This window comes from Mycobacterium sp. NGS48 (assembly GCF_059812585.1).
On the sequence record NZ_JCALCY010000001.1, the window covers coordinates 59398 to 79532 of the forward strand.

Genomic DNA, 20135 nt, shown 5'->3' on the forward strand with positions numbered 1-20135 from the left:
GTCACCTTCCCAGGTCGTCTGGTTCACTCGGAGACGTTATCGGCACCGGTGTGCCCCAGGTGTTCTCCGCTACGAAATCGGCCAACGGCCGCGCATATGCCCAGTGGTCCAATTCCAGCGCCGGCCGATCCGGGAACTCGGGCACCGGACCGAGGCACAGTATTGCCACCGGCTCGGCGTCGGCGGGCATGGACAGCAGCGCCGCCAGCCGTCGTGGATCGAACAACGACACCCAGCCCATGCCCAGTCCCTCGGAACGTGCTGCCAGCCAAAGGTTTTGGATTGCGCACGAAACCGACGCCAGATCCATCTGCGGCAGAGTGCGCCGCCCGAAGATGTGGTCGTCTCTGCCGTCGCCCAGTGCCACGACCAGCAATTCCGCGCAATCCAGGACGCCTTCGACCTTCAACGCGAGAAATTCCTGAGCTCGCCGGCCCAATGCTTGCGCAGTGAGCAGGCGCTCGTCGTCGACCAGTTCGTGGATGCGTCGTCGCAGCGAGTCATCGGTGATACGGATGAAGCGCCAGGGCTGCATCAGCCCGACACTGGGCGCGGTGTGCGCGGCCTGCAGCAAGCGCGCCAGCACGTCCTGCCGAACAGTGCTGCCCGGCACAAACCGGCGCATGTCTCGTCGCTCGGCGATCACGCGATAGACGGCTCGCCGTTCGTCCGGACTGAACGCGTGATCGTGCACAGGGCCATCGTAGGAACCCGGTGAGCAGACCCGATAAGGAGGCGTTCGGCAACTACGGCCGGTAGGTCACGCCCACGGCGCGGAAAACGTATTCCGGCGGCATGTCGAAGGACAGCGACCGCTGCGGCAACCCGGTGAGCACGTCGCCGGGGATCGCCGCCTTGTAATGCAGCGAGAGGTGACCGCTGAACGCGGGATCGACGCGGGGAAGGTCCAGCTCCACCTGTACGCCGGTCGACCCGATCTGGGCCGTGGCGGCACCGGTTTGCGGCGCATCCCAGCGGGCGTCCACGGTGGGACCGGCCAGCTTGGGCAGCGACGACAAGGTGGCCAGCACCCGCTGGGAGGTCAGCACCAATGAGCCGACGTAACTGGCGACACTGTGCGCCGAGCGCAGGCCGGGGATGGCGCCGCTGAACCGCCGGGTGACCGCGACGTAGTCGGCGAGGTAGATCACGCCCTCCGCTTCGACCTGCGTGCGCAGATCGGCCGGCAACTTGCCGATGCCGAACAGTCTGCGGACAAAGACCGACATGAGCCCAGTATGACGGCGGCCCGTGGTATCGGTGTAGCCGTGGTATCGGTTCGGCCGAGGGCTGCCGCAGTGGCTGCCGTGGTGGTGTATGCGGTGATGTGGCTGGGGCACCGGCAAGCGTGGAGCTGGCTGGATTCGCCCGATGCGGCGTCGCTGACCGCGCTGTACGACGTCGGGGTCCACCATCCGGCGTGGGTGCGGTCCTGGCAGCTGGTGTCTGCCGTGTTCGGCCCCGCGACGTTTCGGCTGCTGGCCGCGGTCGCCGCAGTGATCGCGCTGGTCAGGCGCAGCCTGCGGACGGCGGTTTTTCTGTTCGTCACGGTGGAGTTCAGCGGGTTGCTCATCCAGGCGGCCAAGGGTCTGGCCGATCGGCCGCGGCCGGTGACGGCGCTGGTCACCGAATCGTCATCGTCCTTCCCGTCCGGGCACGCCCTCGGCGTGCTGGTCGGGGTGCTGGCATTGCTGACCGTGGTGTGGCCGATGCTGAGTCGGCCGCTGGCGGTAACCGCCGGCGCGGCGGGGGCGCTGGTGGTGGTGGCGGTCGGGTTCGGCCGAGTCGCGCTGAATGTGCACCACCTGTCCGACGTGCTGGCCGGCTGGGCGCTGGGATACCTGTACTTCCTGGCGTGCGCGTGGTTGCTGCGGCGCTAGCTCGGGTCGCCGGATGTCGCGTCCGGTACGACGACGCGCCTGGTGGCAACCGGCTTGCCCGCCAGTCGTTTTGTCACCTCCGGCGCCGCCGCGGTGATACGGCCCTGCACCGGGGCGCCGTTGCGCACAGACGGCACGATGACCCGTTTGGCATCGGCTTTGGGGTCGCCGGCAGATCCGCTCGTCGGCGAAACGGCGCCCGGTGGCACCATCGGCATGGCGCCCATCCCGGCCCGCGGCGTATTCGCCGTTTCCGGCGCGCTCGGTCTTGTCGGCATGGTCGGTGACGACGCGGGTGTGGTAGCCGCGGACGGCGCGGGCGGCGGCCCGAGCACTGCGGTCGGTGCGGTGCCCTCGACGCCACCGCCGGCACTGCCATCGCCGCCGATGCCACCACTGCCGCTGAAGAATTCGCCGGCATCATCGGCAGTGCCGAGCGCCTCCTCAGGCAGCACCTCGGCGTTATCCCCATGCAGCCCGCCCATGCCCAGTTGCAGCGCCTGCTGGCCGGCTTGGGTAGCTTGCTGCGAGGCCTGACTCAGCGGCTGCAACGCACCGCCGAGAGCACCGGCGATCGCCCCGGCGACACCGAAGGTCAGCTGGACCAGCTGGGTCATTTGGTTCGGATCGGTGAGCCCGCTCAGCTGTGCGGCCGAATCTTCTTCGTTGGTAGGGAATTTCGCTTCCGCTTCAGCGGCTTTGAGGGCGCGTTCGGCTTGTCCGATTTGGGCGTCGATGTTGTCGGTCGGGACGCCGATGTTGGCGGCAGCACCCAGAGTCGTTAGCAGGTTGTCGACGATCGAGCCGGCGCGCGGGACGTCGGTGGGCATGATCGGTGGCGGCGGTGTGTTTGCCGCGGCAGCGGCCGCATAACCTGCGGGTGCGGCCTGCAACTCGCCGCTCATCTCGGGCCGTCAAATGACTTGTCTGCGTTGACTATCGCAGCCGCCTGTGCTCGAGCGTTGTCCGGGCTGGGGTGACCGAACATGCGCCCGGTGTCAATCCCGTGTTCGGCGGCGAACTGACGAGCCGACTTGCCGGCGCCTTCGGCATCGAGGACCCGTTGGACCGCACTGAGTATGCCCTCGCCACACGCGGCGGCCTTGACATTGGCGCGAGTCTGGCAAGCCAGCACGACGTCGCCGATGTTGTCCAGCTTTGATGCCGACGAGTCGTTACCTTGTTGAATCCGCGCGATTTCGGTGTCGCCGTCTTCGGCGATCGTGGTGAGCGCCGACCGGAGCTCGCTGAGCGCATCGCGAACCGAGGTGAAAGCGGCCCGTTTGATTGCGTTCTTCTCTGCGACATTGCCGGCGTGGGCCTCGCCCCGCTGAAAGGTATCGCGAACATCGTCGGCGGTCACTCCGGCCTGGCTGGCCAGCGGCCCAAAACGGATCTGGCGCAGCTGATCCTGCAGATCTTGATAGGCGGTAGCGGTATTGCCGAAATCCGTCGATGCATTGCCGATTGCAGCAAGGTTCGAACCCGACGGCCACACGTGGCCGACCAGCACGTGCGAATACCGGCCCGGCGGAAAGTCCGACATCGGCCGATGGTAGGACCGTTGCGCGGTACTCGCTATTCACTTGATTGCGAAGCTCGGAAGTGGTTGCGGCCGCCCAGTGACCGAATTGAGGCTAAACCTTTACTTGACCCTGAAGTTGGGCGGAGTTGATCATGAAATGGTGCGCCGACTGCTGGGTTTGCTTTGTGCTGCCATGGGTGCGGCCTTGGTGGCGCTGGCGGACGCGCCGTTGAGCGCCGCGGTCGTCACACCCTGGTTCGCGCAGTCCGTCGGCAATGCCAGTCAAGTGGTTTCAGTTGTCGGCGTGGGCGGTTCGGCGGCCAAGATGGATGTTTACCAGCGCGGCGCCACCGGCTGGCAGCCGATCGGTGTCGGGATCCCGACCCACATCGGGTCCGCGGGCCTGGCGCCGAAGGCCAAGAGTGGCTATCCCGCCACGCCGATGGGCATCTATTCGCTCGACTCTGCCTTCGGTACCGCACCCAATCCGGGCGGCGGCCTGCCGTATACCCAAGTCGGGCCGGACCATTGGTGGAACGGTGACGACAAGAGCCCCACGTTCAACACCATGCAGGTGTGCAAGAAAGCGCAGTGCCCCTTCGACACCTCCGCGAGCGAGAACCTGCCGATTCCGCAGTACAAGCATGCGGTGGTGATGGGCGTCAATAAGGCGCGCGTCCCCGGTGACGGCGCCGCGTTCTTTTTCCATACCACCGACGGCGGGCCGACTGCGGGGTGTGTGGCCATCGACGACGACACCTTGGTGCAGATCATCCGCTGGCTGCGCCCCGGCGCGCTGATCGCGATCGCCAAGTAATCAGGCCAGCGCGCGACCGGGTTTCACCTTGAAGTCCAGTCCCGCCAACGACATCGTCGCTTCGTAGGTGCGGTCGTAGCCGGTCGCACTGATCTTCCAACCCTCAGCGGTACGCCGGTAGCGATCGCGATAGAACGCCGCGCCGATCAGCATGAAGTCGAACTCGGCGACGATCACGCGGTCCTGCAGATACCAGGTGCCGGACGCCTCGTCGCCGGTCACCGTGATCTCGGGGTGGATCACCCGGTGTTCGGTGATGACATTAGGGCCCAGCGCCGAGCGCATGTAATCCACCAGATCCACGCGGTTGGTGAAGTGCAACTCCTCACCGAGCGAGGACCCGTAGTCGCCGGCAATGTCGTCGGTCAGCGTGCCGGCGAAGTCGTCCCAATGCTTGGTGTCCAGCCCGCGCAGGTAGCGGTACTTGACTTGTTTGATCGCTTCGATGTCGGCCGCGAGATCGTGGGGGCTCACCAGGTCATTGCAGCACATCTGGATTCACAGCCGCGCGCGGGTTCGCGGACGCTGTCTCACCGGGCTCACCGACGACAGCAGGCCGGTCAGTTCGGCGACAGGTATCTCGTCCAGGCGTTGCACTGCGGTGATGATCTCGTCGCGAAGCGCTTCGTCGGCGAATGGCTCACCGAGCCAGTGAAACTTGTCGACGACCCGTTCCCAGGACATCGGTCGTGTCGGTGATCCTTCGAAATCGGATTGCTCGCGGTCGAATTCACGACCGTCGTGCAGGGCGATGTGTATGCGGGTCGAGGTGCGCTCTGGATAGGCGGCCGTCAAGTCTGATGCCGGTTTGACAGCGATCCGGGTCAGCAAGTCCTGCACATCGGCCCGTCGGACACGCTCGGATTCCAGCTGCTCGGGCCCCACCTGCCCGTCAAGCAACGCGACGGCCGTGAGGTAGTTCAAGTTGTAGTCGGCCTGCTCCTTGGTCAGCGGGTGGTCCTTGTCGCCGTAAGTGCCGCCGCCGGCGAAGTCGAATGCACCTTGGAAGACCTCCACAGTGGCGCGCTCGACGTCAGCGCCGGTGAAGCCGTGTTCCTCGCGGGCGTTCAACGTGGCGTCGATGACGGCCTGGCCATGGATCAGCGAGCAGTACTGCTTGAGGTAGGTCTGTTCGACGGCGACCAGCGCTGGGTCATCGGTATGCAGGTCGATGGGCTGGTCGAATAGCTGCGTCAGGCCATGGGGCCCGTCGAAAAGCGCCCTGGGACCGGTGATGCCACGCTCAGCCAGCTTCGTGACATAGACCGCGCGCATCCCGGTGATTGCCGGCGATATGCCCTTCCAGTTCGACACCGGCTCGGTGTGCGCCGCCGCCAATGACACGTTGTCGACAACCGAGGCGGCGATCGCGTCGGCGGTGCGCGCCGAGTCGAGGTTCAACAGTTTGGCCGAACCAGCGGCGGCCGACATCGCCAGCTGCAGTGCGTGATTCAGGCCACGAGCCATCACCGGAACCTGCGCGCTGAACCGACACTGAATCTCATAGGCGATCGCCAGCGCCAGCAGGAAATCCGCTCCACGGGCATCGACATATTCGGCCATCGCCAGGATCGCTCCGAAGTTGTCGGCCGGGTGGCACAGTCCGCCAGGCGTCAGGTAGGTGTCGAGCAGATCGGGGTAGCGCACCAGGACGGCGTTGAAGAACGCCGCTTGGTCCACCGATGCGCGTCCACCACCGATGAAGGTCGCGGTCGGGCGGCTGCTGAATTCTTCGGCATGGGCGCGCAACGCCGGAATGAGTTCGCCGTCGAGCGCGCCCAGCGCACAGGCGATGCTGTCGAGCACATTTCGCTTCATCAGCGCCAGGTTGGGTTCACTCAGATCCTGCAGGCGCGCATCGACGACGAACTGGCCCAACTGATCCACGACATAGTTCATGTGATCAGTGAAGCGCGACGATGACCAGCCGTCCACGACGAATCTGCTACCTGTCGTAGGCGCGGCTTACGACAGCAGCGTGTCGCGGTGCGGGTCGTCGGCCGGTGTCCACCAGCGCTCGGCCGGCGGCCTTCGCCAGTCCTGGCTGTCGGCGAAGGCGAGCAGCGACTCGACCGCCGCACGCACACCGGGCCGGTCGTCGTCGCTGCGGTGCAGCAGCGACCAGGTCCACAGCGGTGCCGGTTCGGCCACCGGCCGCTGCCCCAACCGCGGTGGGATGGCTGCGGTGTGACGTTTGGGCGAGGCGAGCACCGGTGCCCCCAGCCGCCGCACGTGCGCATAGAACGCGTCGCCGACGATTCCACCGTCTTCGATGTGGGCGATGCGGGCACCCGACTCGGCGGCGAAACCCTCAGCGAATCGGTTCCATGATGACCAGGCCGACTCGTCGATGTCGAGCAACACGGTGACGTCTCGCGCGGCAAGGGGAACACCCGAGCCGGCCCCCGGAAGAACTGCGCGCAGGCGCTCCGCGCGTAATAGATGCGCCGCCAAACCATTTGCAGCCGCGTCTGAACCACTCACCCAGGCCAGCGCCAAATCAAGGCTGCCCTCGGCGACCCTGGCGGCCTGCGCATGCGACGGCAGCACCCACTCGTCGATACGCAACGTCACCGCGGAGCCCACCAACGCGGCCAAATTGTCGGGCAGCCAACTGACATAGCCCAGACGCAGCGGGGCCGACTGGGCGGCAGTGCGGCGCAGCCGCTCGGCGGCGCCGTCGGCCATCGTCAGAATCTTGCGGGCGTCCTCGAGCAGGGACCGTCCCGCCTCGGTGAGCCGGACACTGCGTCGGTCGCGGATGAACAGCTCAGCTTTGAATTCCCGTTCCAGCGCAATGATCTGCTGAGACAAGGCCGGCCCGGAAATGTGACTCCGTTCCGCGGCGCGACCGAAATGCAACTCCTCGGCCACCGCAACGAAGTAGCGGAGCTGCCGCAGTTCCATGCGCCGAGCTTAAGCGCTGACCTGCAGCGGCTCAGCGCTGCAGGTAGTGGCTGGCCATGTCGATCAGCGCGCGTCGTTCGGATTGCCAGTCGATGGGCACACCGACGATCATCTGCGCCAGCACCACCCCGCGCAGGGTGGCCCAAATGACTTCGGCCACACCGCTATCGGCGGGGTCATCGGTGACCAGCCTGCCCAGCTGGGCGATCGCGGAGTTCATCTCGAGCAGATGCCGTCGTGAGCTCTCCTCCCAGCGCGTTGCCCGCAGGATTTCAAAGGCCGCCATGGATGTCGGGCTGCTGTAACAACGCCAGGCGGTGTCGACGACGACCTCGATGCGTTCGCGCAGGGTCAACTCACCGACATCGGCCGCCGCCAGGCTCTCCAGCAGCTTGCTCACGCCGTCGTCGACCACCGCCATCAGCAGGCCGTTGCGGTCACCGAAGTGGTACTGGATCACGCCCCAGGTCACGCCCGCGCGTTCGGCGACGTGCTTGGCCGTCGCGGCGGCGAAACCTTCTTCGACGATGCAGCTAATCGTTTCGTCGATGATCTTCGCGCGAGTGTCGTCGCCGCGTTTGCGCGGCGCATTGGTGCGCCGGGTAGGACTGACGCCGGCGCCGACTGACATAGTTGACTTTATAACATAGTCACATCTATTTTTGGAGTCGTGGTCGCATCCCGGTACGCGCGGTTGTCCCGCGAGCAACTTGCCGTCTTGGTCCCGGAACTGCTGTTGATCGGGCACATGATCGACCGGTCCGGCATGGCCTGGTGCATCCAGGAATTCGGCCGCGAGGAAATGCTGCAGATCGCCATCGAGGAGTGGGCCGGCGCCAGCCCGATCTACACCCAACGGATGCAACGGGCACTGAATTACGTTGGCGACGACGTGCCCACCATCTTCAAGGGCTTGCAGCTCGACATCGGTGCGCCGCCGCAGTTCATGGACTTCCGCTATACCGTGCACGACCGCTGGCACGGCGAATTCCAACTCGACCACTGCGGTGCGCTGCTCGACGTGGAACCGATGGGCGACGAGTACGTCTTCGGTATGTGCCACACGATCGAGGATCCGACCTTCGATGCCACCGCGGTGGCGACTAATCCGCGGGCGCAGATGCGGCCCATCCACCGCCCGCCCCGCGAACCGGCCGATCGGCATCCGCACTGCGCGTGGACCGTCATCATCGACGAGTCCTACCCGCCCGTCGAAGGCATCCCCGCGTTGGAGGTGGTGCGCCAGACCTCGGCTGCGACATGGGAACTCGAAGCAATTGATGCGACCGACGAGGGTTTGACCGACTACTCCGGCCCGCTGCTCTCCGACCTCGACTTCGGTGCGTTTTCGCGTTCGGCGCTGGTCCGCATGGCCGACGAAGTGTGCCTGCAGATGCACCTGCTGTACCTGTCGTTCGCGATCGCGGTGCGAGCACGGGCCGGGTCGGTCGCCGCGTTGGGCGCCTCGGTAGGCACCCGGCAGTTGATCGGCCTGGCCGGCCTGGCCGCCGAGCGCATCCATCGCGCATTGTCATTGCCCGACGGCATTGAGGGCGCGCTGCAGGTCTTCGAATTGCATCCGCTGCTCAACCCCGCCGGCTATGTGCGGGCCGAGTTGTCCGAAAACCACGTGACGGTGGATCGGTCGCCCGCCCACGACGACGGAGCCTGGATTTCGCTGTGCTCGCCGGAGTCTGTGCAACCGCTGCAGGCGATCGCCACCGCAGTCGATCCACATCTTCAGGTGCGCGTCAACGGCACCGGCGCCGACTGGACAGCTGAAGTGATCGAAACCGACACCATCGCACCGGAATTGCCGGAGGTGCAGATAGCCAAGGTCAGCGGCGGGTCGACGTTTCAGTTCCAGCCGCGCAGATCGCTGCCGTTGACAGTGTTGTAACTCGTACGGCCCGAGGGCATTAGATAACAAGACCGTATCCACCGCGTCTCGATCGTGCTTTACCTGGTCTCGATCCAGTCCAAGCGCGGCTATCGTGAACGCTGCCCGCCGACCGCTATCGATGCGAGGTATTCACTGTATGTACGACCCGTTGGGGTTGTCGATCGGGACCACGAACTTAGTCGCGGTGCGTAACGGAAGTCCGCCCGTTACGCGCCGCTCAGTGTTGACGCTGTTTTCGGATCGCGCGCCACAGCTCGGTGCGCCTGTGCCGGAATCGAGTTCGACCGATCACGGCACATTGATCGGCGGCTTCGTCGAACGCGTCGGTGACTCACGGGCTTTGGTATCCGCCGACGGATCTACCCATGATCCCGCGCTGTTGCTGGTCGAAGCGCTGGATGCGATCATTTCTGCGGCCGGGGGCGACGCTTCGACGTCCGAGATCACGATCGCGCTTCCGGCCTACTGGGGCCCGGGCTCCCTGCAAGCGTTACGTGCTGCACTGCGTACTCACGCCGGTTTCGTTCGAAGCGGCATGGCTCCGCGGCTGGTGTCGGATGCCGTTGCGGCGCTGACTGCGTTGAACTCCGATGCGCGCCTGCCCAGCCATGGCGTGGTGGCCCTGCTGGATTTCGGCGGCGGCGGAACCAGCATCACGTTGGCCGACGCAGGGTCCGACTTGATCCCGATCGGTGAAACACTGCGCTACTCAGCATTTTCCGGCGACCAGATCGACCAGGATCTCCTGGCCCATGTCCTGTCGGATATCGGCCACACCGTCCAGGCCGATCCCGCCGGCACCGCTGCGGTCGGCCAACTCGCCGACTTGCGCGAGGCATGTCGTACGGCTAAGGAGCAATTGTCCACTGAGACGGCGGCCGAACTGGTAGTCGAACTTCCAGGACGGCGCACCGTCGTCGTGGTAACGCGTGCCCAGCTGGAGAATCTCATAGAGGAGCGGTTGAGCGGTGTGTTCTCCGTCTTCGACGAGACGTTGTCTCGTCATAAGATTGCCCGCGGGGATCTTGCGGCGGTAGCGATGGCCGGTGGCGGTGCCAGCATTCCTCTTGTCGCTCAACGTCTCTCATCGCACACGATGGCCTCGGTGGTGACCGCGGTGCGGCCCGCGCTGGCGATGGCGGTCGGTGCGGTGATGCTGTCGTCGCGCGAGCCGGGCGAGCAGGAAGCGGACGAGGCCCAGACGTCGACGGCGATGGCCCCGGTGGCTAGCGCAGCTACCGGCAGTTTCGCTGCGAATACCGGCGGTTTCGCCGCGCACAGCGGAGCGTTCGACGCGCCCACCGGTGACTTCGGAATCCCCGCCGGTGATGTGCTTGTCGAGGACCCGCCGGCGACACGACGGGAGCTGGCTTGGTCGGAAGCCGACGACGACGAAGGACCGTTGGCCTACTTCGGCGAGCCCTACAGCGACGATGGCAGTGGTGCCACACCGTCGCAGTACCTGCTCACGCTCCAGCCGCCGCCTGACGAGCGTCGCCGACGCGGGTCCCGCCTGCCGCAGCTGCTTTTGGGGTTCGGCGCGTTGGTCGCGATGTGCGCGATCGGTGGGGTGGCGTATTCGTTGACCAGCGTCACGGGGCACCATGCGCCACCTGCGCCCAGCAGCGTCGCGCCTCCGCCGCAATTGCCCAACACCCAGCCACCTGCGCCGAGCCCGGCGCCGCCACCGCCCAGCGCGGCACCGACGCCCAGTGTGGCGCCGCCGCCACCACCGACCACCGCCGAACCGCCTCCTCCGCCGCCGCCGGTTACCACCACGCATCAGCCCCCGCCGAGCACAACCACACCGCAGCCGACGACGACTACCACAACGCCCCCCACGACGACGACCACCACGACCACGACTCCACCGCCCACCACCACGACGACCACGACGACGACGGTGCCCATGACGACGGAGTACCTGAGAATTCCGTTGGTGCCGGTGCCCATTCCGATTCAAGTCCCGCAGGGGTAGCCGCAGGACCGCAGAAGCCTTCGCTATTAGGCCGGTCAGGCCGATTTGTGTTCCCCGTCGGGCTTGCCGGGTAGGGTGGAACTGCCAGGCCTGGCGAGGTGATGCCGTGGTGTCGTCGTCTCGACCACACAGAACTTCATGAGACTCCGGCAAATTTCGGGAGTGACGACGACCCGGTGTGCCCCTCCGCCCAGATTCTGGCCAGCAAAGAATTTTGGAGGAGCAGTGGACATCGTACTCGGCGTGTCGATGGCGCCCACGACGGTCCGCATGGTGCTGGTCGAAGGCGAGAACGCCGACGGAGTCACCGTCGAGGAAGACAGCTTCGCAGTTGCCGGCACCGACGTAAGGGCAGCGTCCAGGGCGCCCGAGCAGGTGATCGGCGCGATCCTCGGTACCAGGCAAGCGGCCGCCGAAGGGGGCCACCGGCTGATGTCGACCGGGGTGACATGGACCGAGCCCAGCGAAGTCGGCGCGCTGCGCGATGCACTGGCCGTTCGGGAAACCCGCAACGTCATGTTGGTATCTCCGCTGCTGGCGGCCGCCGCGCTGACCCAGACTGTCGGTCAGGCGGTCGGCGACGAGTACATCGCGCTGGTATTCGCCGAGGCGGACAGCGCGACGGTGGCCGTGGTGGAAGTCACCGACGGTTCCATCGTCGATCTGCAGCGTCAGCAGATCCGGTGTGTGCAGCCCAGCCCCGCGGGGCTTTCCGCGCTCGCCAAGATGATCAGACGCCTGGAGGAGCTGGAGTCGAGCCCGGGCGGCGTGTTCATCGTCGGCTGCGGCGTGGACATCGTGCCGGTCAAACACGGCCTGGAAGAGCTGGTCTCGCTGCCGGTGAGCGCGCCTGAAGAACCGGATATGGCGCTGGCGCGGGGCGCGGCGTTGGCGTCGGCGAACGCACCGCTGTTCGCGTCGTCAACCGCGGCGCTGGCCTACGCGCAAGATCCCGGAACCGGTGAGGTGAACCACGACGTCATCGCACCGGCCTACCTTGACGTTTCGGCCAACGCCAGGGTGGGCTCCGGAGCCCTCGCATACAGCGCCGTCGCCGACGAGGACGACGACAGCAGCCCGCGGCACCGGCCGTTCCTGCTGGTCGGTAGCGGAGTTGCGGCGGTAGTGGCCATCGGCGTTGTGGCGCTGGTGGTTTCGCTGGCCAGCGATGTGCGGCCGTCGGTCGGCCAACGACCCAACCCCGATGGCAAGGGCGTCGTCCCGACCGCACCCGCGAACCCGCACCCGCCCGCCGCGGCCGCTCCGGCCCCAGCAGCGCCGCCCGTCGCATCGCCGCCGGCACCGCCGCCGTCGGCCGCTCCGCCCGCACCGCCACCCGCCGCACCGTCACCGGCGCCGGAGACCATCACCGAGCCGGCGCCCGTGGTGCGGCAGCAGCCGCAGCAAGTCGTCAACCCGCCGCCGGTCCGCCAGACACCGGCCCGCCAAGCACCCGCCTACGTGCCGCCTCCCGCGGCAGAACCGGCGCCCCCGCCGGCCGCGCCCGCACCGCCACCCGCCGCACCCGCGCCGCCGCCGGCCGCTCCACCACCGCCGCCAGCTCCCCAGCTGCCACCGATGACGATGTATCTGCACCTGCCGTTCGTCACGGTGCCGATACCGATCAATCCGCCACCACCGCCGCCGCCGGCGCCATAACGGGAGAGCTGTCATGGGAGAGAACGGTCCGTTCGGGTTCGATCCCGACGACTTGGATCGGGTAATGCGCGAGGCGGGTGAAGGATTGCGCGACGCTTTCGAACGCTTCAGCCGGTTCGTCACGGTCCCCGGCGAACGCGCCGGCTGGTCCGCGCTTTTCGAAGATCTGGCCCGGCGCTCACGCACCGAGCCGGAAACCACCGGCGAAGCCGGCGACGGCGTCTGGGCGATCTACACCGTCGACGCGCAGGGCGGCGCCCGCGTCGAAGAGGTGTATGCAACCGAGTTGGATGCGCTGCGCGCCAACAAGAACAACACCGACCCGACGCGCAAGGTTCGATTCCTGCCCTACGGCATCGCGGTCAGCGTCCTCGACGATTCGGACGAATGCCCGTAACGCCACGACTTTGAGTCGGCGCGTCACCGGATTGTGATGCGCGCGCCCGCCGGCTCATGGTTTCATTCGTCTGTGCCTGAGATGAATCGTCGCAACGTGATGTTGATGCTGGGAATCGGCGCGGTGGCAGCTGCGAGCCCGCTGCCCACAGCCGGTGCTAACCCGTCCCGACCGGCGCCACCGCCCACGGCGCCGCCCGGTGCGACGACTGGGGCTTTCCTTTTTCACGACGAGTTCGACGGCCCGGCCGGTTCGGCGCCGGATCCTTCCAAGTGGACCGTGTCCAATCACCGCACTCCGATCAAGAACCCGGTCGGCTGGGACCGGCCGGAGTTCTTCGGGCAATACCGCGACAGTCGTCAAAACGTATTCCTCGACGGCAATTCCAACCTCGTTCTGCGCGCCACGCACGACGGAGACGCCTACTTCGGCGGCCTGGTGCACGGCAACTGGCGCGGCGGCATCGGCACCACCTGGGAAGCGCGGGTCAAGCTCAACTGCCTCACCGGCGGTTGCTGGCCGGCCTGGTGGCTCTCCAACGACTTCCCCGGCCGTGAAGGCGAAGTCGACCTGGTCGAGTGGTACGGCAACGGAGAATGGCCGTCGGGAACCACCGTCCACGCCGATCCATACGGCACCGCATTCGAGACCCATCCGATCGGAGTGGACGGCGGCTGGCACACCTGGCGGGTCACGTGGAATGCGACCGGTTTCTACTTTTGGGAAGACTATGCCGACGGCGCCGAGCCGTACTTCAGCGTTCCGGCGATCGGCATCGAAGACCTCAACGACCCCATCCGCAAATGGCCGTTCAACGACCCCGACTACACGATGTTCCCGGTGTTGAACCTTGCGGTTGGCGGATCCGGTGGCGGCGATCCGGCGTCGGGTTCCTATCCGGCGGACATGCTCATCGACTGGGTACGCGTCTTCTGACGTTGCGAGTTGGGTTTATCTCGCGGAAAACCGGGAAGACACCGAGCGCAGCGTAACTTCAGATCACGTCGCGGTCGCTGGCGCGACACGGTGGGGGTAAACATGAACGTCGTCGAATGGATCCGTGCCATGCGGGCGCACCGGTTGGGTCGCGTCTGTCCGGCTGCAGCAGTGCTGATCGCGGCGGCGCTGCTCGGCGTGCCCACTCCAATTGCGGCAGCACAGCCATGTCCCGACGTCGAGGTGCTGTTCGCCCGGGGTACCGGCGAGCCCCCTGGTGTGGGCGGAGTGGGGCAGGCCTTCGTCGACTCGCTGACGTCGAAAGTCGGCGGTAGATCGGTCGGCGTGTATCCGGTCGACTACCAGGCCAGCGGCGACTTCGGCGGCGGCATCGAATTCGCCAGAACCGTCGTCGACGGAATCCGAGACGAAGGTAACCACATCGAGACCACGGCCGCGAACTGTCCTAACACCCGCATGGTGCTCGGCGGCTACTCCCAAGGTGCAGCCGTGACCGGCTTCGTCACCTCGGCCAGTATTCCGAAGGAAGTGCCCGCGGAGTACGTGTCGTATGTGCCCCAGCCGTTGCCCGCCGAAGTGGCTAACCACGTCGCCGCAGTGGTTCTGTTCGGAACGCCGTCGAACGAGTTTTTGAGCGGTGCCGGAGCACCGCCCATCACGATTGGTCCGTTGTATACCGCCAAGACCCTCGAGTTGTGTGCTCCGGATGACACGGTCTGCAATGGCGCGCCGCCCGGGCAGCCCGGCGCCGCGCACGTGCTCTACCCGGTGAACGGCATGGTGGATCAAGGCGCGGATTTCGCCGCGAGTCGCCTGTAAATTCCCAGGTCGTCGCGCTGATTTGCGAGCCGAGCACCGCCGCGGTCGCGTTCCGGCCGTTACAAAATTGTGACTATTGCCGGTTTTGCTCGTAAAGTGGCTTGCCGTGGGTCGGCACCGATTAGCCACGAAGCGACGAAAGTCACCGGCAATCATGGCTACCGCCATCTCCGCGGGCGCCGTCTTCTTTGCCCTCGGCGGCAGCGCCCGTTCATTCGGTCCCGCCGGCGACGCCGGTTCAGGAGCCGACGACGGTGCGGGGTGCTGCCTCGAGATCGTGGGGGGAGTACCGACCGCAGTTGCGTCGGCGTCGCCGAGTGACGGTTCCGTTCCCGACGACAGTGTGGCGGCATCGAGATGGCGGGTCATTGATCAACGTCCTCCGCAGCTGTTGCCCGTCGGGGTGGCCCCGGAGCAGGGATTACAGGTCAAGACGATCCTGGTCGCTCGGAGTATCAGCGCGCTGTTCCCCGAGATTCAGAGCATCGGCGGTGTCCGACCGGATTCGTTGCGGTGGCATCCCAACGGTTTGGCCCTTGACGTGATGATTCCCAATCCCGGGAGCGCCGAGGGCATCGCGCTCGGTGACGAGGTCGTCGCGTTTGCGCTGAAAAACGCGGAACGGTTTGGATTGCAAGACGCCATCTGGCGCGGCACCTACTACACGCCCTACGGGCCACAGTCATCCGGATATGGCCACTACGACCACGTCCATATCACCACCACCGGCGGCGGCTATCCCAGCGGTGGCGAAATCTACATGCGCTGACCGCGGAAGCCAGTTTTCCCGCCTGCGCGCGCGCCGGTTGGCCGCAAAAGCATGCCCGCGCTGAAGATTGGCGCTGCGCTGCCCTAACCCTGCGCCCTTCTCGAAAGAGCGAACGTCACCATTTGGACACGGCGCGGCGCGGCACGGCCCGTATTCCACACCTGTTGCAAACAATTGAGTCGGTCGTCGAGGTACGACCTCGGTACGGCTATGTGGTTCTGCTGCACCATCAAAATTTCGGAAATATCTGAGCGCGAATAGAGGAGTTGAGGGTGATGACGATCTTTGATCGGCTCGAGATCAAAGTAGTTGCCAGCGCTGGGTTGTGCGGAGCCGCTATAGCGTTATGCCCGCACGCAGTAGCCGTAGCCGCCCCGTTTACCACGGGCGGGTCTGCGTGCATGCAGGGCTTGGCCGGCGAAGTGCCGGCCGCGGGCGGAGCGGGCGGAGCGGGAGCCGCCGCGGGTGGAGCGGGCGCCACGGGTGCCGCGGACTCGTGCGGTCCGGCCGCCGCGCCGGTTACTGATATGGCTGGCGTGCCGATGGCCGTCCCTGGGCCGCTGCCGCTCGGTGCGCCAGTCCCGATCGGTGGCCCGTTACCGATCGGGGCTCCGTTGCCGGTTGCGCCGGTGGTGCCGGCCGGTGCCCCGCTGATCGCGCTCGGGGGCGCGCCGGCTGGTGCTCCAATCGTCGACATGTCGGGTGCGTACGCGGGTAAGGGTGAGCCGACCGCTCCGGCTCCGGCCGGCGGGCCGGTGGCCGGTGAGCCGGTTCCGGCCGGTCCTGCGGCTGGGAGCGCGAGCTAGCACTGATCCTCTCCCGACCGCACGGACCCGCTGGATTCCCACCAGCGGGTCCGTCCCGTTTGCAATGACAGCGGCGGGCGGGGATGTTGCGTGTCAGCGGCGAGGCGTGCGCCGGTGAAAAGTCCTTAGACAACAGCAGATTGGCGCGCGGGTGCGCACATCGGTCTAGGTGCGGAATCCGGTCAGTTGAGCCGGTGTGGTCGCTCGATTCCTGATTCCTGCACAATCACCGGGTCACCGACGTGGACCGTGTTGAAGTACCACTCTGCGTCCTCCGGGCTCAGACTGATGCAGCCGTGGCTGACATTGTCCAGCCCCAGTGAATTGACAGCCCACGGAGCCGAATGCACGAAGATGCCGCGGTTGGTGATACGGACGGCGTAATCCACTGAAAGGTGGTAGCCCTCAGGGTCGTTCACGGGAATGCCGACGCTGCTCGAATCCATGGTCACCGAGCGTTCTTTGGACAAGACCGTGTAGGTGCCGACCGGCGTGGGGAAGTGTGGTCTACCCATGGAGGCCGGCAGTACGCCCGTTTCTCCGAAGTGAGGCCGGTGGTGTGGCGTGGGTAGTGGAGGCGGCGGTCCTGCCTCGACCCCGTCGATGCTCACGGTGAACGTGTGCGCCGAGATATCGGCGATACCGACGATGGCGGGACCCGTTTTGAACTGGCTGGAGACGCCGCCTACCGAGAGCGCGACTGTACTGTGCGCTGGCCAGAATCGGTCGGGAGTCCACTGCACAACCTCGTTGTCGACCCATTCGAACTTGCCGGTCATCGCGGGCACCGAGGTGATTCCGATGGCGTGTTCGGCCGCGCGCCGGTTGACGACGGGCGCGCCGAACGTCACCGCTATCGGGTGTGCCACACCCACCACGGCACCCTGCGCTGGCAAAACCGATGCGATGGTGAAACCGTGGGACTGGTACCCCGCCGGGCTTACGCCGGCCGGCCCCACGACCATGCTCGCGGCGATCACGAGCACAACAAGAGCGCAACGAACAACCGCCCGCATGAGTCTATTTCCTTTAATTGACAGAGTTGTAATAGTGATGGTAGGTGTGGCCTGAGCAGTGGAACGGCAAGGGCGCGTTCGCAATTCGGTCAAGTATTCGTCACGTTTTGGCTACGGCGAGCGAACCCCGACAAGTTGCGCGGCGGATCTGCGCCAGCGATTCGAGTGTCTAGTCAGGGATGGCGTTAGCGGCGTGTCGTCGCCAACGATTCACAGTGAACGGCAGAAGCGGACCCGAGGACCACGCGCTGACGACGCCCTGCTCAGAATGGAGCCGATGACGGGAATCGAACCCGCGTATTCAGCTTGGGAAGCTGCCTTGGTGCGATCAACGCTGTTCGCTAGGTACCAAGAGGTCAACGACAGTTCACATATCGATGCATGTCAATGATGATTTCTGTGGTCCGCCGATGACCTGTTGCTATTTGTTGGAGACCTAGTGAGGGCCCCTGTCGACGGCCAACTCACGGTCAAGGGCAGCAAACGCGGTGTCCCGCCCTGTCTTGCGTTCTGGGCAAACTATTTTTCCTCGCGGCTGGCAGTTGGTCAGAACTGCTTAAGGGCGATTTCGCTCGCGTGACCCGGATATGCGATCTCCGAATGAGGCCAGGCCGAGGCCGAAGGGAAGTAACCCTCGTAAAAGTCGACGTAGTCGTCGCTGGTCTCCTTGAGGACATCTCCTACCGCCTTGCCAAGCTCCAGTGCCGCCTGCTCAATCAGCACGACGCTGGCGGTCGCGACACCCATAGCTGCTCCGACCACTGTTAGCAGCGAGTTGAGGTCGCTCTTCTGGATGACGTCGGCCACCGAAGACAGCGTTTGCCCAAAATTGCGGATGCCTTCGGCCGACTCCCAAATCTGAATTCGCACTGCAAGTCCAGCGGTGACACGCCTTCTCGGAAACAGGAGTGCTCCTTCACCCATGAACTCGCGGACATCCCCGCCTCGCATGGGAATCAGCACACTCGTGGGATTGGCGCTGACGCCCGGGTACACCGACGCTGGCGCGCCGCTGAGGTCCCAGCACCAGGCGAGGAAGTAAACATCACTTGTTTTGTGAAACAACCGAGCGAGGAAGCTTTGGAATCCCGTATCGAGGCGCAGACGGGCTAGCGCAAGTCCGCGAGGTTCGGGTGAGACCTCGAACTGGAACACGTCTGCCGGCGCGTCGCGGGTGACCTCTGCGAGCACTCCGAAATTGTCAACAACATCGGCCGCTGCCACAGACGTGCTAGCGCCCTTAGTGGGTTCGATCGAGAAGTCAGCCAATGAGCCACGGGTGATGATCGCCATCAGAGTGCTCCTACAGTTTCGCCGAGGTGTGTCCGTGCAGGCGCACGCTGTATTGATTCGATTTTGCGAACAGCCAGGCGGTCCGAGCATCCGACGAGCCCAGTCCGAACCTATGTCCGTTGGTCTTGTAGACCACTCGGGCCTGAGCGAAATTACGGCGCAGTTCGTCAGCCGCTGAGCCGATATCGTCACCCTGAGTAAGCAGCCCGCGTAACCCGTGGATGACGGCCATTGCCATCGGAAACGGCGCCAAGAGCGGGATGCCGAACTCGTCATCAAATCCAAGAAATGCTTCGACGTTTGGATTCTGAACCGACTGCGGCCCGAGCGTGACCGCCGCATCGCACGCAATCGCGATCACGATTCCTCCCCCTAAAGTGCCGACGTTGTGTTGATCCACCAAAGCTGATCCGTTAGCAATGAGTTCGGCGGTGGTGCCATGGCCGAAGTAGAACAGACTCGTCGCCTTTGGCAGCTCGGCGTCGACAGTGGCCCGATTGACCTGTTGACCGTAGAGGTCAGTACTTGTAAACGCTGTCGCTAATAATCGGACGGCTTGGCCCACAGTGGCGATTTGGCCGGCTGCGCTGTCATCTGCCGGACGGACGAACAGCAGATGCGCCATCTCAGGGATGGTCCCTGATCCAGCGTTTCGTGTCCTGCCAATAGTCGTCGAGAATCTGATCGAGAGACTCGAGCTTTTCATCGTCGTCGGCAATCAATCCGGCTGCGAATACTCGCAGCAGCTGCCGCCCTCTTGGGCTGTCGGGTTCTGCTGCGGCTCTAGCCATGTCCAACGGCGTGAGTTCACTGCCGTCAATTAAGGCGATGACGGGAAGATTGCGGTGAGGATGTACCTCAGCCCAGGCCTGCAGCGTTTCGGCGATCTGTCGCTGCTCTCGCTCATCAAGATGCACGCCACGCGGCAACCTGTGCCTCCTTTTACTCGATGGCCATTTTATCCCACATCGAGCACTTGGCGAGGCGTGTGATGCATTTGACGACGCTTGGAAGTCGGGCGGATGTCCTCCCAAGACACGACGCAGTCCGCTGCGACTGATCTCCCGACTATTACGCAACGTACGGCGTCGCGATTCTGCGACCAGCCGAGACGCCGACGTAGTACTCGCTGCGGCGTCTTGTGCGTATCTTAGCTCCGACGTGGACCCCGGCGTATTCGCCGCCAGGGCCGACCCGACCGACCCGGACAGTGTTGCCGAGGCTCCCGGTTACGTACCGCGGGCGTCGCCGATTGATCTTGCGGCCGATCCGCTTGGTCCGGGAGCCCCCATGGGCCGCGAAACGACCCCGCCGGTCGCGCTTGTAGGTGCGGCGCTTGGGCATCAGAGGACCACCGCTGTCGCCGAGTACAGATTCCGGCCGAGTTGTCGCCCGCGCCGACTGTCGGA

Annotated in this window: 22 protein-coding genes; 10 read left to right on the forward strand and 12 right to left on the reverse strand. The window is 65.4% G+C overall.

Going from position 1 to position 20135, the window contains the following annotated elements; genetic code table 11:
• Nucleotide 1: 1 nt before the first annotated feature.
• Both bluB and AC5Y42_RS00265 read right to left on the reverse strand, forming a co-directional pair.
• Nucleotides 2-694 carry a 5,6-dimethylbenzimidazole synthase gene (bluB, locus tag AC5Y42_RS00260; RefSeq protein WP_499894844.1) on the reverse strand — a complete coding sequence of 231 codons (693 nt, stop codon included), beginning with the start codon at nt 692-694 and terminating at the stop codon, nt 2-4.
• A gap of 52 nt (nt 695-746) precedes the next feature.
• Nucleotides 747-1229 carry a hypothetical protein gene (locus tag AC5Y42_RS00265; RefSeq protein WP_499894846.1) on the reverse strand — a complete coding sequence of 161 codons (483 nt, stop codon included), beginning with the start codon at nt 1227-1229 and terminating at the stop codon, nt 747-749.
• A gap of 9 nt (nt 1230-1238) precedes the next feature.
• On the opposite strand from AC5Y42_RS00265, the gene AC5Y42_RS00270 reads away from it, so the two are divergent.
• Nucleotides 1239-1880: a phosphatase PAP2 family protein gene (locus AC5Y42_RS00270; protein ID WP_499894848.1), complete on the forward strand. Its 642-nt coding sequence runs from the start codon at nt 1239-1241 to the stop codon at nt 1878-1880.
• Here the strand turns inward: AC5Y42_RS00270 and AC5Y42_RS00275 are convergent.
• Both AC5Y42_RS00275 and AC5Y42_RS00280 read right to left on the reverse strand, forming a co-directional pair.
• Nucleotides 1877-2785 carry a hypothetical protein gene (locus AC5Y42_RS00275; protein WP_499894850.1) on the reverse strand — a complete coding sequence of 303 codons (909 nt, stop codon included), beginning with the start codon at nt 2783-2785 and terminating at the stop codon, nt 1877-1879. The genes AC5Y42_RS00270 and AC5Y42_RS00275 overlap by 4 nt on opposite strands.
• Complete coding sequence (locus AC5Y42_RS00280; protein WP_499894851.1) at nt 2782-3426, reverse strand: hypothetical protein; 645 nt, start codon at nt 3424-3426, stop codon at nt 2782-2784. The genes AC5Y42_RS00275 and AC5Y42_RS00280 overlap by 4 nt, the downstream gene beginning before the upstream one ends.
• A gap of 139 nt (nt 3427-3565) precedes the next feature.
• Here AC5Y42_RS00280 and AC5Y42_RS00285 point away from each other — a divergent pair, with 139 nt between their 5' ends.
• Nucleotides 3566-4222, forward strand: a complete 657-nt coding sequence (locus AC5Y42_RS00285) for a L,D-transpeptidase family protein (RefSeq protein WP_499895797.1) — start codon at nt 3566-3568, stop codon at nt 4220-4222.
• Here AC5Y42_RS00285 and AC5Y42_RS00290 read toward each other — a convergent pair whose 3' ends face one another.
• From AC5Y42_RS00290 to AC5Y42_RS00305, 4 genes are all read right to left on the reverse strand, one after another.
• Nucleotides 4223-4714, reverse strand: coding sequence for a nuclear transport factor 2 family protein (locus AC5Y42_RS00290; RefSeq protein ID WP_499894853.1), 492 nt, complete (start codon nt 4712-4714; stop codon nt 4223-4225).
• A gap of 6 nt (nt 4715-4720) precedes the next feature.
• Nucleotides 4721-6121, reverse strand: a complete 1401-nt coding sequence (locus tag AC5Y42_RS00295) for an MmgE/PrpD family protein (RefSeq protein ID WP_499894855.1) — start codon at nt 6119-6121, stop codon at nt 4721-4723.
• A gap of 66 nt (nt 6122-6187) precedes the next feature.
• Nucleotides 6188-7129, reverse strand: a complete 942-nt coding sequence (locus AC5Y42_RS00300) for a LysR family transcriptional regulator (RefSeq protein WP_499894856.1) — start codon at nt 7127-7129, stop codon at nt 6188-6190.
• A gap of 31 nt (nt 7130-7160) precedes the next feature.
• Complete coding sequence (locus AC5Y42_RS00305) at nt 7161-7760, reverse strand: TetR/AcrR family transcriptional regulator (RefSeq protein ID WP_499894858.1); 600 nt, start codon at nt 7758-7760, stop codon at nt 7161-7163.
• 39 nt (nt 7761-7799) lie between these two features.
• Between AC5Y42_RS00305 and AC5Y42_RS00310 the strand changes: the two genes are divergently transcribed.
• The 8 genes from AC5Y42_RS00310 (at nt 7800) to AC5Y42_RS00345 (ending at nt 16417) form a co-directional block, all read left to right on the forward strand.
• Nucleotides 7800-9029 carry a hypothetical protein gene (locus tag AC5Y42_RS00310; RefSeq protein WP_499894860.1) on the forward strand — a complete coding sequence of 410 codons (1230 nt, stop codon included), beginning with the start codon at nt 7800-7802 and terminating at the stop codon, nt 9027-9029.
• 139 nt (nt 9030-9168) lie between these two features.
• A complete protein-coding gene (locus AC5Y42_RS00315; protein WP_499894861.1) occupies nt 9169-11010 on the forward strand; it encodes an Hsp70 family protein in 1842 nt (613 codons plus the stop codon).
• A 225-nt stretch (nt 11011-11235) separates the two neighbouring features.
• Entirely contained in the window at nt 11236-12669 is a 1434-nt protein-coding gene (locus AC5Y42_RS00320; protein ID WP_499894863.1) for a DUF7159 family protein, read from the forward strand.
• Between the two features lie 13 nt (nt 12670-12682).
• Nucleotides 12683-13066: an Rv0313 family protein gene (locus AC5Y42_RS00325; protein ID WP_499894865.1), complete on the forward strand. Its 384-nt coding sequence runs from the start codon at nt 12683-12685 to the stop codon at nt 13064-13066.
• A gap of 36 nt (nt 13067-13102) precedes the next feature.
• Nucleotides 13103-14002: a glycoside hydrolase family 16 protein gene (locus AC5Y42_RS00330; RefSeq protein WP_499894866.1), complete on the forward strand. Its 900-nt coding sequence runs from the start codon at nt 13103-13105 to the stop codon at nt 14000-14002.
• Between the two features lie 129 nt (nt 14003-14131).
• Nucleotides 14132-14842 carry a cutinase family protein gene (locus AC5Y42_RS00335; RefSeq protein WP_499895798.1) on the forward strand — a complete coding sequence of 237 codons (711 nt, stop codon included), beginning with the start codon at nt 14132-14134 and terminating at the stop codon, nt 14840-14842.
• Between the two features lie 106 nt (nt 14843-14948).
• Nucleotides 14949-15611, forward strand: coding sequence for a VldE C-terminal domain-containing protein (locus AC5Y42_RS00340; protein ID WP_499894868.1), 663 nt, complete (start codon nt 14949-14951; stop codon nt 15609-15611).
• A 275-nt stretch (nt 15612-15886) separates the two neighbouring features.
• Complete coding sequence (locus AC5Y42_RS00345; protein ID WP_499894870.1) at nt 15887-16417, forward strand: hypothetical protein; 531 nt, start codon at nt 15887-15889, stop codon at nt 16415-16417.
• Between the two features lie 182 nt (nt 16418-16599).
• On the opposite strand, the gene AC5Y42_RS00350 is transcribed toward AC5Y42_RS00345, so the two are convergent.
• The 4 genes from AC5Y42_RS00350 to AC5Y42_RS00365 all read right to left on the reverse strand — a co-directional run bounded on the left by AC5Y42_RS00350 (nt 16600) and on the right by AC5Y42_RS00365 (nt 19655).
• Complete coding sequence (locus tag AC5Y42_RS00350) at nt 16600-17433, reverse strand: L,D-transpeptidase (protein WP_499894871.1); 834 nt, start codon at nt 17431-17433, stop codon at nt 16600-16602.
• A gap of 546 nt (nt 17434-17979) precedes the next feature.
• Nucleotides 17980-18726: a hypothetical protein gene (locus tag AC5Y42_RS00355; protein ID WP_499894873.1), complete on the reverse strand. Its 747-nt coding sequence runs from the start codon at nt 18724-18726 to the stop codon at nt 17980-17982.
• Between the two features lie 10 nt (nt 18727-18736).
• Nucleotides 18737-19351, reverse strand: a complete 615-nt coding sequence (locus AC5Y42_RS00360) for a hypothetical protein (RefSeq protein ID WP_499894875.1) — start codon at nt 19349-19351, stop codon at nt 18737-18739.
• Between the two features lies 1 nt (nt 19352).
• Nucleotides 19353-19655 carry a hypothetical protein gene (locus AC5Y42_RS00365; protein WP_499894877.1) on the reverse strand — a complete coding sequence of 101 codons (303 nt, stop codon included), beginning with the start codon at nt 19653-19655 and terminating at the stop codon, nt 19353-19355.
• Between the last annotated feature and the right edge of the window lie 480 nt (nt 19656-20135).